This is a genomic window from Sphingobium algorifonticola (assembly GCF_004005485.1).
Lineage (GTDB): Bacteria > Pseudomonadota > Alphaproteobacteria > Sphingomonadales > Sphingomonadaceae > Sphingobium > Sphingobium algorifonticola.
The window spans coordinates 1035749-1049190 of sequence record NZ_RZUL01000001.1 but is presented as its reverse complement, the minus strand read 5'-3'; the positions used below and the strand labels follow the sequence as shown (position 1 = coordinate 1049190).

Here is a 13442-nt window from a genome sequence, read left to right as displayed (position 1 = left end):
CTTTCCGGCGCTGCCGCAGAAAAGAGAGATGCCAGCTTTCGCTGGCATGACGGATCGCGGGCAAGCAACCGGAACTGTCGGCGGGGTGGCCCTATCCCAAAGCCTCGTCCAGCAACCGCGCCAGCCGCAGCCCTCCGCGCTCGATCTGGAGGCGCAGGACCGGCACCTGCGCTGCGATCTGCGCGTCGCTCATCTTGCCGCGCGCCTCGCCATGCGGCGCGCAGGCGTCACCGCCGCGGATTGTAGCATAAGCGACGTCGCGGCTGATCTGCCAGCTTTCGCGGCTCCAGTCCTCGGTGGTGCCCGCCGCCATCTGCGTCCGTTCCGCCGCGCTGTAGATGCGCACCAGCGACGGGGGCTGCGACAGGCCGCGTTCGGCCAGATAGCCGTCCCAGATGCTGTGCAGATTGAGGCGCGGATTGACGACGATGCCATAATCGCTACGGGCGCGGTTGCCGCCCAGGTCATTGTCGTCACCCGCGTGGAGCGGCTGGTGCAGATCGCCCACGAAATGTACGAGAAATGCCAGCGCCATCAGCCGTTCGCGCGCGGGAAGGCTGCGGTCCTTCAGCAGCCGGGCATTGCGGTCGATCTGTGCGGAAACGCAATTGCCGTCCGGGCAGGCGGCCTTGAGATCGAACGGCTTGCAGATACCGACATTCTGGTAATGCCAGTTGTAGGCGTAGCTGAAGCGATCCCCGAGCGGCTTGATGCAGTCCGCCCAGACGCTCGCATCCTCGATCGAGCGCAGCGGGCAGGTCGGCGTCGCAAGATCCGGCGCATGGCGCAGCAGCGCGACGATTTCGCGCCGGGTTTTTGCGCTGACATTGGCCTTGGCGATACTGGCAATCGTCTCATGCCCATATTCCCACCAGGCCAGGGCAGGCGTGGGCAACAGCGCGAGCATCGTAGCGATCAGGGCGGCGATCGAGGCGAACAGGCGGGCGCGCATCAGCCTTCGTCTCCGTAGATGGCGATGCGGCGCGTACCGTCGCCCTTCGCCATGCCGCGATACATGGCGGCCGTGTTGAAATGCCAGCCGCCCTCACCGCCCGGTGCGGCGGTGATGACGCCGCCGACGCCGCCCATCGCCGCCAGTTCGGCAAATACGGCCTGGGTTGCGACCGCAGGCGCCTCCCCCGCCAGTCGTACCCGCGCGGCAATCTCATGCGCGATGCCGATCCGGATGAAATATTCGCCCGCACCCGTCGCCGATACCGCGCAGGACCGGTCATCGGCATAGGTGCCTGCCCCGATCAGGGGCGTATCGCCCACCCGGCCCCAGCGTTTGCCCGTCAGCCCGCCGGTGGATGTCGCCGCCGCGACATGGCCCTGGCTGTCGCAGGCGACCGCGCCCACGGTGCCATATTTCATGGCGATGTCGAACGCGCCGTCGGGGCGGCGCTTCAGTTCCTCCAGTTGCCGCAACCGTTCAGGCGTGGCGAACCATGCCGGATCGGCCTGCTCCAGCCCCTGTTCGCGCGAGAACAGGTCCGCGCCTTCGCTGCCGAGCAGGACATGCGGGCTGTCCGTCATGACCCTGCGCGCCAGGCTGATCGGGTTACGGGTGGCGGTGGTACGCGCTACTGCGCCTGCCGCCCGGTCCATACCGTTCATGATCGCGGCATCCATTTCATTGGCGCCTTCATAAGTGAAGACGGAACCACGCCCGGCATTGAAATGCGGATCATCCTCCAGCACCTTCACCGCCGCCTCGACGGCATCCAGCGCGCTGCCGCCGTCGCCGAGGATCGCCGCACCTGCATCGAGCGCCGCGGATAGGCCCGCGCGTGCGCCTGCATCCTCCGCCTGCGACATATGGTCGCGCGCCATGCTGCCTGCCCCGCCGTGGATGACGAGCGTCCAGTTCGGATCGGCGGGCGATGACATCGGGAACGACTCCGGGCAAGACGAGCGTGGGGGAAGCCTCCTTTAGCAATGTCCGGTCAATCGACAACCGCGGCTTCTAACGCGCCGGCAAACGGTCTATAGGCGGGGCATCAACTGGAGCCTTCCCATGTCCGACCACAATCCCGGCCTGCGCCCCTGGCGCGACATCGCACGACGGCAGTGCCGCCAGATCATGGTCGGCAATGTGCCCGTCGGCGGCGGCGCGCCGGTGACGGTGCAGACGATGACGAACACGCTGACGCATGACGTGCGCGCCACCATCGACCAGATTCGCCGGTGCGAGGAAGCAGGTGTCGATATCATCCGCGTCTCCTGCCCCGACGAGGAGTCGACCGCTGCGCTCAAGCAGATCGTGCGCGCGGCGAAGGTGCCGATCGTCGCCGATATCCATTTTCACTACAAGCGGGCGCTGGAAGCGGCAGACGCAGGCGCGGCCTGCCTGCGTATCAATCCGGGCAATATCGGATCGGCGGCGCGCGTGAAGGAAGTGGTGGACGCGGCCAAGGCGAACGGCTGCGCGATCCGCATCGGCGTGAATGCCGGCAGCCTGGAGCGCGACCTTCTGGAGAAATATGGCGAACCCTGTCCCGAGGCGCTGGTCGAAAGCGCGCTCGACCATATCAAGCTGCTTCAGGATCAGGATTTCCACGCATATAAGGTCGCGGTGAAGGCCAGCGACGTGTTCCTGGCCGTCGCTGCCTATATGCAACTGGCCGACGCGGTGGATTGCCCGCTGCACCTGGGCATCACCGAGGCAGGCGGCCTGATCGGCGGCACGGTGAAAAGCGCGATTGGCATCGGCAACCTGCTGTGGGCAGGGGTGGGCGACACCATCCGCGTCTCGCTGTCCGCTGAACCCGAGGAGGAAGTGCGGGTCGGCTACGAGATACTCAAGTCCCTGGGCATCCGCACCCGCGGCGTCCGCGTCGTTTCCTGCCCGAGCTGCGCGCGGCAGGGCTTCGACGTGATCCGTACGGTGCAGGCGCTGGAGGCGCGGCTGGCGCACATCAACACCCCTCTGTCGCTCTCCGTTCTCGGCTGCGTGGTCAACGGTCCCGGCGAGGCGCGCGAAACCGATATCGGCATCACCGGCGGCGGCAACGGCAAGCATATGGTCTATCTGTCGGGCATCACCGACCATCATGTGCAGGACGCCGACATGATCGACCATATCGTCAAGCTGGTGGAGGCGAAAGCGGCGGAGATCGAGGCGGCGACAACCGACGCGGGCGGCGCGGATGCCGGGGCGGAGAGCGTGGCGGCCGAATAACTTGCCTGTTCGCCGCATATCCTGATGAACAAGAAAGCGCCCGCATCCCCCGCCATCGCCTTTGCCGTGTGTTGCGCGGGGGTCGCGCTGTTTTCCGTGATGGATGCGGCGATGAAGGGGCTGAGCCTCTGGATCGGCGTCTACAATGCGCTGCTCTGGCGGGCGCTGGCGGGCAGCGGGATCGGCATCGTGGGCATGGTGGCGCTGCGCAATGCCTGGCCGACGGGCGCAGTCCTGCGCATCCACGTCCTGCGCGGCGTCGTGGTCGGGTTCATGGCGTTTTTCTTCTTCATCGGGCTGACAAAGCTGCCGATGGCCGAAGGCATCGCCCTCACGTTCGTCGCACCGCTGATCGCGCTGTATCTGGCCGCGCTGCTGCTGAAAGAAAGCATCGGGCGCCACGCGGTCATTGCCTCCCTGTTGGGATTGGCGGGGGTGGGGGTGATCCTTTCCGGGCGGTTGCAAGGCGACTATGATCCCGACGCCCTGATCGGTGCGGGCGCGACCCTGATTTCCGCGGTTCTCTTCGCCTGGAACCTCATCATCCAGAAGCAGCAGGCCGATGTCGCTTCGCCGGTCGAAGTCGCCTTTTTCCAGCATCTGGTGATGTTTGCCCTGTTCCTGCCTGCCGCGCCATGGCTCGCGGTTGCGCCGGGCTTCGCGCAGGTGCCGCTTATCCTGGCGGCAGCCGGCCTCGCGTTCGCCTCGCTGATGTGCCTGAGCTGGGCCTATGCACGGGCGGAAGCGCAGCGGCTGATTCCGGTGGAATACAGCGCCTTCGTCTGGGCAGCGATCATGGGCTGGCTGGCCTTTGGCGAGACGATCAGTCTCGCCACGCTGGCGGGGACGGTGCTGATCGTCGCAGGGTGCCTGATCTCCGCACGGCGTGAGACCGCGCTTGTGCCGCATGTCGAGGGAAGCACCGCATGACCATTGCGATCCGAGAGGCGACACCGGACGATATCGACGCGATCCACGGCTTCATCCTGGCGCTCGCGGCCTATGAAAAGCTGTCGCATGCCGTGCGCGTCGACCGCGCCACGCTGGACCGCCACCTGTTCGGGCCCCGGCCCATGGCCGAAGTGCTGATTGCAGAGCGGGGTGCGGTGGCCGTCGGCTTCGCACTCTTCTTCCACAATTTCTCGACGTTCGAGGGGCGACCCGGCATCTATCTGGAGGACCTGTTCGTTTCCCCCGAGGCGCGCGGATCGGGCGCAGGCAAGGCGCTGCTCGTGCGGCTGGCGCAGATAGCCCTGGCGCGCGATTGCGCCCGTCTGGAATGGTCGGTGCTGGACTGGAACACGCCCGCAATAGACTTTTATCGCGCAATAGGCGCGCAGCCCATGGACGAATGGACGCTCCAGCGCCTTGACGGCAACGCGCTGGTCGCCCTGGCGGAGACCTGAAGATGGCATGGCTGATGCTGCTTGGCGCGGGACTGTTCGAAGTCGGGTTCACAACCTGTCTGCGCTATGCCGACGGCTTTCGTCATCTGGGCTGGAGCGCAGGCTTCCTCGTCTGTGCCTTCATCAGCTTCAGCCTGCTGGATCAGGCGGCACGCACTATTCCGCTCGGCACCGCTTATGCCATATGGGTCGGCATCGGCGCGGTGGGCACGTTGCTGGTGGGTGTCGCCACCGGGGCGGAGTCCCTGGGTATCGTGCGGCTGGGGCTGATATTGTTGCTGGTCGCCTGTATCGTGGGACTGAAGCTGACCGGCGATCATTGACAATTGCCCCGGACTCTTGACGTGGAGTCATGATTAACGGACAAGGGCGCAGCGGAACATTTGAAGCACGAAACGGGGATCATGGTGGCCAGCCGGGCATCGAAGCGCACGCCGGAATGGCGGCATATGCTGAAACGCAGCCTGATCCGCAGCGGCGCGTTGATCGGCTCGATCGCGCTCTATGCCTTCGCCCTGTTCCTGTTGCTCGCGCTGCTCAGCTATCAGCCAAGCGATCCTTCCATGAACACAGTGGCGGGCGGCACGGCGCAGAATGTCATGCGGGCACCGGGGGCCTATGTTGCCGATTTTCTGTTGTGGCTGCTGGGCGTGCCGGGTGCGTTGCTGCTGCCCCTCATCCTCGTGTGTGCGCGGCGGCTGTGGGGCGATCAGGACATGGCCGGATGGCAGGGGCAGGTTGGCCGGTGCGTAACGGGCATCATATTGGTCGGCATCGGGCTGGCGCTGTTTCAGGCAGAGCCGCTGGTCGCGCTGCCCGCGGGATGGGGCGGCATCGTTGGCCTGCTGACGGCACGCGGCATCTTCAGCCTGACGGCCATGGCGCCCGACACCGCGCAATCCTGGATCACCGGCACGCTGACTGTGCTGACGCTCGTGGTCGGCGGACGGCTGTGGTATCGCAGCCTGGCGCTGGAAAAGCCGCTGATTCACCTGACGCGGCCCAGCATGCCGCGCTTTGCGCTGCCGCGCCTGCCCGCACGCGACGCAGGCGAAAGCCCACTGCCGGAGGCGCGCGAAGCAGCCCCGCGTCGCGCGGTATCGAACGAGCCGAAACCGCCGATCACCATCCAGACGCCAAAGCCAGCCGCCCCGCCCCGCCCCTTCGCACCCGTCTCACGGCAGGACGACCTGTTCGGGCAAGGTGCCCTGCCCTCGACCGATCTGCTGACGCAGGCCGCACCGAGCCAGGCCGTGAAGATCGACAAGGCCGCGCTGGAGCGCAACGCCCGTCTGCTCGAAAGCGTGCTCGACGATTTTCATGTGAAAGGCCACATCACCGAAGTGAAGCCCGGCCCGGTCGTCACCATGTATGAGCTGGAACCCGCCGCCGGGATCAAGGCAAGCCGCGTCGTGGCGCTGGCCGACGATATCGCGCGCAACATGTCTGCGCTCTCCGCCCGTGTCGCGACCATCCCAGGCCGGACCGTCATCGGGATCGAGCTGCCCAATGCCAAACGCGAATCGGTCGTCCTGCGGGAGCTGATCGAAAGCGACCAGTTCGCCGATCAGCATGCTGCGCTTCCGATCGTGCTGGGCAAGAATATTTCCGGCGATGCGGTGATTGCCGATCTTGCCCCGATGCCGCATCTGCTGATCGCGGGCACGACGGGATCGGGCAAGTCGGTGGGTCTCAACTGCATGATCCTGTCGCTGCTCTACCGGATGACGCCCGACCAGCTTCGCCTCATCATGATCGACCCCAAGATGCTGGAGCTTTCGACCTATGACGATATTCCGCACCTGCTGTCGCCCGTCGTCACCGAACCGCAGAAGGCGATCCGCGCGCTGAAATGGGCCGTCGAGCAGATGGAGGACCGCTATCGCATGATGGCGTCGATCTCCGTGCGCAACCTCGCCAATTACAACGAGAAGGTTCGCGCCGCCAAGGCGAAGGGCAAGCCGCTCGGCCGCCGCGTCCAGACCGGATATAACCCGGAAACCGGCCAGCCGATCTACGAAGAGGAACAGCTCGACTTTCAGCCGTTGCCGCAGATCGTCGTCGTGGTGGACGAGCTTGCCGACCTGATGATGACCGCAGGCAAGGAAGTCGAGTTTCTCATCCAGCGACTGGCACAGAAAGCGCGGGCGGCGGGCATCCACCTGATCCTCGCGACGCAGCGCCCCTCGGTCGACGTCATCACCGGCGTCATCAAGGCCAACCTGCCGACGCGCATCAGTTTCTTCGTGACGTCGAAAATCGACAGCCGCACCATTTTGGGCGAACAGGGGGCAGAGCAGCTGCTGGGCAAAGGCGACATGCTGTATATGGCGGGCGGCAAGCAGCTGACCCGCGTCCATGGCCCCTTCGTCAGCGACGACGAAGTGCGCCTGGTCGCCGATCACTGGCGCGCGCAGGGCAAGCCCGATTATATTTCCGCGGTGACCGAGGAACCCGAAGAAGGCAGCTTTGCCCTCGACGGCGTCGACCTGGGCGACGACAGCCCCGACGCGCAGCTTTACCGCAAGGCATGCCAGTTGGTGTTCGAGAATCAGAAAGCCTCGACAAGCTGGCTGCAACGCCAGCTCCGTGTCGGCTACAACAGCGCCGCCCGGCTGATCGAACGCATGGAGGAAGAAGGCCTCGTCGGCCCGCCCAACCATGTGGGACGGCGGGACGTGCTGCGAGATGAGAGCGGAAATCCGTTGTGAACGGCTCGACTCATATTTGAGTCCTTTCGTCGCAGAGGCCGCTCTATTCTGATCGCGTTGCCCCCGGATATGATAGCTTACAGGAGAAGGGGATAAGCCGTGAGCCAACCATTAGCGATCGAAGTCGATGCCAATTATGACTTCTTTCTGCGGCACCTGCGAGAATATGTGGAAAGCCATGCGGGGCAATATGCGCTGATGAAAAACCGGAGCGTCATCGAGTTTTTCGACAAGCCCGGCGATGCCTACCGCTACGCCAAAAGGGCATTTGAAGACGGCATCTTTTCCATTCAGGAAGTGACCGAGGAACCCATCGATCTGGGATTTTTCTCGCATGTCGGAAATTAGATGGCGACACGATAACCGTCGGATAGTCTTGCCTGTGTACATATTCGGCGCTGACAATCCCGCCGATTTGACTCATGTCACGGCGACCGCCTTGGTCGATACCGGGGCGACCGTCAGCGCCATAGACCAACGCATTGCAGAAGAACTGCGCCTAGAATCGCATGGAAAACGACCCCTTCAGTCTGCGCACGGCCTTGGCCATGCGGAACGATTCATTTTCCGCATAGGTCTTTTTCCCGACAATAGTGCCGCCAATGCCCTGCCGTTCATTTTTGAGGAAACCTATGGCTTCAGCTTGAAAAGCAGCGAACATTTTGCCGCCTTGATTGGCATGGATGTATTGCGCCAATGCGATTTCTCCATTGATCGTGCCGGAAACTGCTGTTTGGTATTTGGTTGAAAGTCCCCCATCCTACAGCCCAATCGCCCGTCATCCTCCCTAAGCGTACCATCACGATGTTCCAGCAGAACGGCGACTCGCCATGCGGGATATTGGCAAACGGAGGGAAGTTCGGACGGGGACAGGTTCACCACGGGTTCAACGCCGCGCCGCTAGTGCGACCGCATATCAACGATCTGGAGATGACATCATGAAGCGCATGGCTCTTGCCCTTGCCGCTGTTCCGCTTGCGCTTTCGGCTACCCTGCCCGCCTCCGCGCAGCAACAACCCGCGTCCGAGCTGGCGAAGGTGAACGCCTATATTCGCGCCGTCACGACGATGACCGCCGATTTTACCCAGACAGACCGCAATGGCCGCAGCGTGACTGGTCAACTGACGCTCAAGCAACCGGGCAAGATTCGCTTTCAGTATCAGAAGGGCGTGTCGCTGCTGATCGTCGGCGACGGCAAGGCGCTGACCATGATCGATTATGATGTGCGGCAGGTGCAACGCTGGCCGATTGGCAGTTCGCCGCTGGGTGCGCTGCTCGACCCTTCGAAGGATCTGTCCCGGTTTGGCAAGGTGATCCAGACCGGGGACGCAAGCATATTGAGCGTAGAGGCACGCGATCCCAAGCGCCCCGAGTTCGGCACGATCACGCTGGTGTTCAAGCGCAAAGCCGCCGCCCCTGCCGGGCTGGAACTTTATGGCTGGGTTGCGCTCGATTCGCAGAACAATCGCACCACCATCCGCCTTTCCAACCATCGCTACGGCATGCCGATTGCCGATTCGGTGTTTCGCTGGACCGACCCGCGCCCGCGGACGCGCTGATCGCGGCAAAAAATGCATGGGCCGCATGCTGAACATTTCCGTTCATCTGCCGCTCATATCCGGGCCGCTAATAACAGACCCACGGCAAGAGCGGCCCCTGGGATTTCCCCCCTGTTACCCAGCCGCCGTCTCTTGTCGCGAAGCGCATGATGGCGCGATCGAGACCCCCGTTCCACGCCCCCGGAGCGGGGGTCTTTCCTTGCGCGGCGGATCGCGCCCGACACGGGTTGCGATGACCGATTTTGCCCCCTAGGGGAGGGGCATGGCCGACACGATCAGCATCGCTTCCTGGAACATCAACTCCGTCCGCGCGCGGCTCGACATCGTCGAGCGTTTTCTGGCCGAAGAAGGTCCCGACATCCTGTGCCTGCAGGAAACGAAGGTGGTCAACGACACCTTCCCGGCCGGGCTGTTCCGCCAATATGGCTATAATCACCAGATGCTGAACGGTCAGCCGATGCACCACGGCGTCGCGATCGTCAGCCGTATTCCGATCCGCGAGGACGACCGGCTGGACTGGCAGGCGAACGGCGAGGCGCGTCATATCGGCGTGCGGCTCGACAATGGCGTGCGGCTCGAAAATGTCTATGTGCCCGCAGGGGGCGAGGAGCCCGACCGCACGATCAACCCAAAGTTCGGGCAAAAGCTGGATTTCCTGGAGCGGATGATCGAATGGTCCTCCGCGCTGTCGGACAAGCCGACCATCCTGACGGGCGATTTCAACATCGCCCCTCTCGAATGCGATGTGTGGAGCCACAAGGCTCTCATCAATACAGTGAGCCACACGCCTGTCGAAATCGCGCTGCTGGCGCGCCTGCAGGCTTCGCACGACTGGGTCGATCTGGGGCGTCATTTCGTTCCGGCACCCGAACGCCTTTATACCTGGTGGAGCTATCGCGCGCGAGACTGGTCCGAGAGCGATCGCGGGCGACGGCTGGACCATATGTGGGTCAGCCGCAGTCTTGCCGACAAGGCCGTAAGCCACCGCGTGGTGGAGCCTGCCCGCGGCTGGGCGCGGCCATCGGACCATGTGCCGATCATCACCGAGTTCGCGTTCTGACACGCCGATGACCGACCCGCGCGCCGCCGCCCGCGCCATCGATGCGCTGCGCCGTGGCTGGCCGGTCCGCATCGGCGCGCACGACGGTGCAGTGCGGGTGATGGCGATCGAAGGCGCGGACGCCGTCACCCTGACGCAGTTTGATCCCGACTCCCGCGCGGACTTGCTGATTTCGGCGGCGCGGGCGCAGACGCTGAAGCTCGCGAACCAGCGCGATGCCGCCGACCCGGAAATGCCGGTGCAGATCGCCCGGGTTCCGTGGATCGACGGTGACGTCGCAATGGCGATTGCCGATCCCGTGCGCGACCTCGCCTCCCCCCTGAAAGGACCGTTCCGTGCACGGGCGCTGGCCGCGCCGATGGCGGCGGCGGCGGCGCTCCGGCTCGCCCGGCTCGCCGGAATACTGCCCGCGTTTTTCATCGGCGATGCGGACGGCGCGGTGGATGCCGATGTCACCGCCGCAGACATCTCCGCCTATGACAGCGCGGCGCGGTTGCAGATTGCCACCCGCGCGCACCTGCCTGTGGCCGCGAGCGAGTCGGCGGAAATCGTCGCGTTCCGCAGCCCGGAGGAACCGCGCGAACATGTCGCGCTGATCGTCGGCAGGCGCGACGCCTCTCCGCCCGTCGTGCGGCTGCACAGCGAATGCCTGACCGGCGACGCACTGGGATCGCTGAAATGCGATTGCGGGCCGCAACTGGATGAGGCGCTGCACCGCATCGCCGATGCGCCCTGGGGTGTGCTGCTTTATCTGCGGCAGGAAGGGCGCGGCATTGGCCTTGTCAACAAGTTGCGCGCCTATGCCTTGCAGGATCAGGGGTTCGACACCGTGGATGCCAATGTCCGTTTGGGTTTCGCGATCGACGCGCGCGACTTTTCGGTCGCGGCGCGAATGCTCGATCTGCTTGGCATCGATACCGTCCGCCTGCTCACCAACAACCCCGCCAAGGTTGCGGGGCTGGAAGCGGCGGGCATCCGGGTGGCCGAACGGTTGCCCCTCGCCATCGAATCCAATCCGCATAACGACCGCTATCTTGCCACGAAGCGCGACCGGACCGGACATCAATTATGAGCGTGATCCATGTCGATACCGCTGCTTGTCGGCTGCGGTTCGACGATATCGACATCCCCTGCGCGATCGGCAAAGGCGGTGCCTGTCCAGCGGATGAAAAGCGTGAGGGGGACGGGTGCACACCGCTAGGCACATGGCCAATACGCGGCGCACTGCTGCGACCCGAACGGGTAACCTTGCCCTGGCCTCTGACGCTGCCATGGCGCTGGACCCGTAGCGGCGACGGCTGGTCGGATGGCGTGGATGATCCACAATATAATCGGCCGGTACAGCTGCCGCATCGCTTTTCGGCTGAAACGCTGCATCGGACCGACCAAGCCTATGACATCGTCGTCGTGCTGGGCCATAACGACGCCCCGCCGATGCCGGCGGCAGGCAGCGCCATATTCTTCCATTGCTGGGTCGATGCCCGACCGACCGAGGGCTGCGTGGCCATAGCCAAGGCTGAAATGATCGCGTTGTTACCCCGTCTGACCCCGGCGAGCGTGATGCAGATCGTCTGAGCGGTCAGCGCGGACGGCGGCGGCGACGGTCGCGGCGGTCATCCTGATCATCGCCGATCACCGCCCCTGCGGCACCGCCAATCAGCGCGCCTTCCGTCGTTCCGAGGCCGGTGACACTGCCGACGACCGCACCGCCAGCACCGCCGATAAGGCCGCCGCGTGTCGCGCCGCGCGAGCAGCTGGCCACCATCGTGACCGAGGCCAGTGCTGCGCCGAGTAGGAAGATACGAGACAGGGGCTGGGACATCGGGTTGCTCCAATCGGTCAGGCCATGCAGGCGGGCGATACTGACCGAAGAAGCCGCCGCGATCCGATTCGTTCCGTGGCGATTATGTAATCTTTTGTGTCTTTTAGCGGAACTTCAGGGTGCTCTATCCCGTTGTGCCGACCCATGCGGCGACCTCTGCTGCCACCTTGTTCGCAGCCTGGTTGATCGGATTGCCGACGCCGGTCGCATCGATTGTGCCGACCGGGACGCTGGCGGAAAACCGCTTGCGTTGCACCGGCTGGCCACCGACCGGCGCAAGCGTCGCATCATAGGTAACGATGGCACTGTTGGTTCGCGCATCGATTCCGAAATCGACGAGGACACCCAGCAGACGCCTGCCAGGGTCGGCGCTGTACTGGCCGGGATCGAGCACGATGGCGCTGCCGCTTGCCGCGATCGTTTCCGACAGCAGATGCTGGAACATCTGACGCGGACTATCGACCCATCGCGCGTCCTTCACATAAGCGACCGATACCGCATCGACCTGCACCGGCACCCGCACCGTATCAAGCTGCTTAGGCGTTTCAGGCGGCAGCACGGTGATGCTTTTGCCACTGCCGCCGATGCGCGTCGTGCCTGGCGCGACGCGCGCATCCGAACTGAGCGAAAGCAACTGCGTGGGTGCCTTGTCGCCGAACGAAACGCAGCCGGCCAATGCCGTGCAAAGCAGCATTCCGGCCAGTATCCTCGATGAATTGCGCATCATTTCGGCACCTTTCATGGCTTGTAATCCGGCAGCTTGGGCGAACCGATGAGCGATCCGGCACCCTGCTGGTCGAGCTTTTCGGAAACGGCGCGAACCGAACGCGCCATCTCGCGCAGGTCCGTGATCAACAACCCGACTTCGGGCATCGTCTGTTGCGAGAAGGCGCGGACGCCCGGCTGCGCCTCGGCCAGCGTCTTTTCAAGCTGGTCGATCGTCCTGTTCGCCGATGCGAGTGTCTTGCGCAAATCCGAAACGAGCGGCTTGCCGTCTTCGTTGATGAGGCCGGTCGTCGCAGCGGAAAGCTTGCCGATTTCCTCGGCGGCGATGCCTGCCTTCTGCACGGCAAGGCGCGTTTCGGCCAGCGTCGCGGCGATTTCCGGCCCGCGATCGGCCAGATTGCCCGACAGTTTTTCGACATTGGTCAGGATACCGGCGAAACTCTGCTGGTTCTTGTCGTTCATGAGTTCGGTCAGCCGCTCGGTCAGCGTCGAAAGGCGCTGCAAAAGTTGCGGCGCGCTGTTGAGCAATTCGCCGAAAGCCCCCGGCTTGGTCGGGATCACCGGCACGCCATCAGGGCAGGCCGCTTCGGGATTGGTTTCGGGACAGATAATAGGCGGCGCGCCCTTGACCGCGCCATCCAGCACGATTTCGGAAAGGCCGGTAAAGCTGCCCTGAATGGTGGCGGTCGTCCCTTGCAGGATCGGCGTCCCTTCCTTGACCGTGATGCGGACTTTCACGAAGCCGGGGTCGCGCTTCCACAGTTCGATATCCTTGATCTGTCCCGACGGGACGCCCGCGAAGGTTACCGCAGAACCCTTGGCGAGGCCGTTTACCGATTGCTTGAAGTAGATGTCATATTCAACATCGCTGCCACCCGATATGCGCGAGAACCAGAAGGCGGCAATCATGATGGCGGCGAGCAGTATCAGCACTACCGCCCCGACCAGTACGTTGTTCGACCGTGTTTCCATGATGC

General features: G+C 64.1%; 16 protein-coding genes. 11 read left to right on the top strand and 5 right to left on the bottom strand.

Features of this window, described 5'->3' with window-relative positions; genetic code table 11:
- Positions 1 to 91 precede the first annotated feature (91 nt).
- Together ENE74_RS04915 and ENE74_RS04910 are read right to left on the bottom strand one after the other, a co-directional pair.
- Complete coding sequence (locus ENE74_RS04915) at positions 92 to 952, bottom strand: S1/P1 nuclease (RefSeq protein WP_127689461.1); 861 nt, start codon at positions 950 to 952, stop codon at positions 92 to 94.
- The gene (locus ENE74_RS04910; RefSeq protein WP_127689460.1) at positions 952 to 1890 is read right to left on the bottom strand and encodes an isoaspartyl peptidase/L-asparaginase family protein; all 939 of its coding nucleotides are present in this window, start codon (positions 1888 to 1890) and stop codon (positions 952 to 954) included. Before ENE74_RS04910 ends, ENE74_RS04915 begins: the two co-directional genes overlap by 1 nt.
- A 127-nt stretch (positions 1891 to 2017) precedes the next feature.
- Between ENE74_RS04910 and ispG the strand changes: the two genes are divergently transcribed.
- The 11 genes from ispG to ENE74_RS04855 all read left to right on the top strand — a co-directional run bounded on the left by ispG (position 2018) and on the right by ENE74_RS04855 (position 11492).
- On the top strand, positions 2018 to 3181 hold the full coding sequence (ispG, locus tag ENE74_RS04905) for a flavodoxin-dependent (E)-4-hydroxy-3-methylbut-2-enyl-diphosphate synthase (protein ID WP_127689459.1): 1164 nt from the start codon (positions 2018 to 2020) through the stop codon (positions 3179 to 3181).
- Between the two features lie 24 nt (positions 3182 to 3205).
- Positions 3206 to 4111, top strand: coding sequence for a DMT family transporter (locus ENE74_RS04900; RefSeq protein ID WP_127689458.1), 906 nt, complete (start codon positions 3206 to 3208; stop codon positions 4109 to 4111).
- On the top strand, positions 4108 to 4587 hold the full coding sequence (locus tag ENE74_RS04895) for a GNAT family N-acetyltransferase (protein WP_127689457.1): 480 nt from the start codon (positions 4108 to 4110) through the stop codon (positions 4585 to 4587). Before ENE74_RS04900 ends, ENE74_RS04895 begins: the two co-directional genes overlap by 4 nt.
- Before the next feature lie 2 nt (positions 4588 to 4589).
- Entirely contained in the window at positions 4590 to 4910 is a 321-nt protein-coding gene (locus ENE74_RS04890; RefSeq protein WP_127689456.1) for a DMT family transporter, read from the top strand.
- Positions 4911 to 4991: 81 nt separating this feature from the next.
- Complete coding sequence (locus tag ENE74_RS04885; protein WP_127689591.1) at positions 4992 to 7298, top strand: FtsK/SpoIIIE family DNA translocase; 2307 nt, start codon at positions 4992 to 4994, stop codon at positions 7296 to 7298.
- A 99-nt stretch (positions 7299 to 7397) separates the two neighbouring features.
- The gene (locus ENE74_RS04880) at positions 7398 to 7646 is read left to right on the top strand and encodes a DUF5678 domain-containing protein (RefSeq protein WP_127689455.1); all 249 of its coding nucleotides are present in this window, start codon (positions 7398 to 7400) and stop codon (positions 7644 to 7646) included.
- 34 nt (positions 7647 to 7680) lie between these two features.
- Positions 7681 to 8046, top strand: coding sequence for a retropepsin-like aspartic protease (locus ENE74_RS04875; protein WP_164847376.1), 366 nt, complete (start codon positions 7681 to 7683; stop codon positions 8044 to 8046).
- 190 nt (positions 8047 to 8236) lie between these two features.
- Positions 8237 to 8857: a LolA family protein gene (locus ENE74_RS04870; protein ID WP_127689453.1), complete on the top strand. Its 621-nt coding sequence runs from the start codon at positions 8237 to 8239 to the stop codon at positions 8855 to 8857.
- A gap of 262 nt (positions 8858 to 9119) precedes the next feature.
- Positions 9120 to 9917, top strand: coding sequence for an exodeoxyribonuclease III (locus ENE74_RS04865; protein WP_127689452.1), 798 nt, complete (start codon positions 9120 to 9122; stop codon positions 9915 to 9917).
- Between the two features lie 7 nt (positions 9918 to 9924).
- A complete protein-coding gene (gene ribA, locus ENE74_RS04860; RefSeq protein WP_127689451.1) occupies positions 9925 to 10989 on the top strand; it encodes a GTP cyclohydrolase II in 1065 nt (354 codons plus the stop codon).
- Positions 10986 to 11492, top strand: coding sequence for a L,D-transpeptidase family protein (locus ENE74_RS04855; protein WP_127689450.1), 507 nt, complete (start codon positions 10986 to 10988; stop codon positions 11490 to 11492). Before ribA ends, ENE74_RS04855 begins: the two co-directional genes overlap by 4 nt.
- 4 nt (positions 11493 to 11496) lie before the next feature.
- Here ENE74_RS04855 and ENE74_RS04850 read toward each other — a convergent pair whose 3' ends face one another.
- The 3 genes from ENE74_RS04850 to ENE74_RS04840 all read right to left on the bottom strand — a co-directional run bounded on the left by ENE74_RS04850 (position 11497) and on the right by ENE74_RS04840 (position 13437).
- On the bottom strand, positions 11497 to 11739 hold the full coding sequence (locus tag ENE74_RS04850; protein ID WP_127689449.1) for a hypothetical protein: 243 nt from the start codon (positions 11737 to 11739) through the stop codon (positions 11497 to 11499).
- A gap of 124 nt (positions 11740 to 11863) precedes the next feature.
- Positions 11864 to 12463 (bottom strand): ABC-type transport auxiliary lipoprotein family protein, encoded by a 600-nt coding sequence (locus ENE74_RS04845; protein WP_206517636.1) that lies wholly within the window; start codon positions 12461 to 12463, stop codon positions 11864 to 11866.
- Positions 12464 to 12477: 14 nt separating this feature from the next.
- On the bottom strand, positions 12478 to 13437 hold the full coding sequence (locus ENE74_RS04840) for an MlaD family protein (RefSeq protein WP_127689447.1): 960 nt from the start codon (positions 13435 to 13437) through the stop codon (positions 12478 to 12480).
- Positions 13438 to 13442 lie beyond the last annotated feature (5 nt).

Excerpts from the sequence above, each read along its gene's own strand:
- ENE74_RS04895 (WP_127689457.1), top strand. The coding sequence starts at position 4,108 with ATGACCATTGCGATCCGAGAGGCGACACCGGACGATATCGACGCGATC.
- ribA (WP_127689451.1), top strand. The coding sequence starts at position 9,925 with ATGACCGACCCGCGCGCCGCCGCCCGCGCCATCGATGCGCTGCGCCGT.
- ENE74_RS04840 (WP_127689447.1), bottom strand. The coding sequence starts at position 13,437 with ATGGAAACACGGTCGAACAACGTACTGGTCGGGGCGGTAGTGCTGATA.
- ENE74_RS04850 (WP_127689449.1), bottom strand. The coding sequence starts at position 11,739 with ATGTCCCAGCCCCTGTCTCGTATCTTCCTACTCGGCGCAGCACTGGCC.
- ENE74_RS04865 (WP_127689452.1), top strand. The coding sequence starts at position 9,120 with ATGGCCGACACGATCAGCATCGCTTCCTGGAACATCAACTCCGTCCGC.
- ENE74_RS04910 (WP_127689460.1), bottom strand. The coding sequence starts at position 1,890 with ATGTCATCGCCCGCCGATCCGAACTGGACGCTCGTCATCCACGGCGGG.
- ENE74_RS04855 (WP_127689450.1), top strand. The coding sequence starts at position 10,986 with ATGAGCGTGATCCATGTCGATACCGCTGCTTGTCGGCTGCGGTTCGAC.
- ENE74_RS04885 (WP_127689591.1), top strand. The coding sequence starts at position 4,992 with ATGGTGGCCAGCCGGGCATCGAAGCGCACGCCGGAATGGCGGCATATG.
- ENE74_RS04890 (WP_127689456.1), top strand. The coding sequence starts at position 4,590 with ATGGCATGGCTGATGCTGCTTGGCGCGGGACTGTTCGAAGTCGGGTTC.
- ENE74_RS04845 (WP_206517636.1), bottom strand. The coding sequence starts at position 12,463 with ATGCGCAATTCATCGAGGATACTGGCCGGAATGCTGCTTTGCACGGCA.
- ENE74_RS04870 (WP_127689453.1), top strand. The coding sequence starts at position 8,237 with ATGAAGCGCATGGCTCTTGCCCTTGCCGCTGTTCCGCTTGCGCTTTCG.
- ispG (WP_127689459.1), top strand. The coding sequence starts at position 2,018 with ATGTCCGACCACAATCCCGGCCTGCGCCCCTGGCGCGACATCGCACGA.
- ENE74_RS04900 (WP_127689458.1), top strand. The coding sequence starts at position 3,206 with ATGAACAAGAAAGCGCCCGCATCCCCCGCCATCGCCTTTGCCGTGTGT.
- ENE74_RS04915 (WP_127689461.1), bottom strand. The coding sequence starts at position 952 with ATGCGCGCCCGCCTGTTCGCCTCGATCGCCGCCCTGATCGCTACGATG.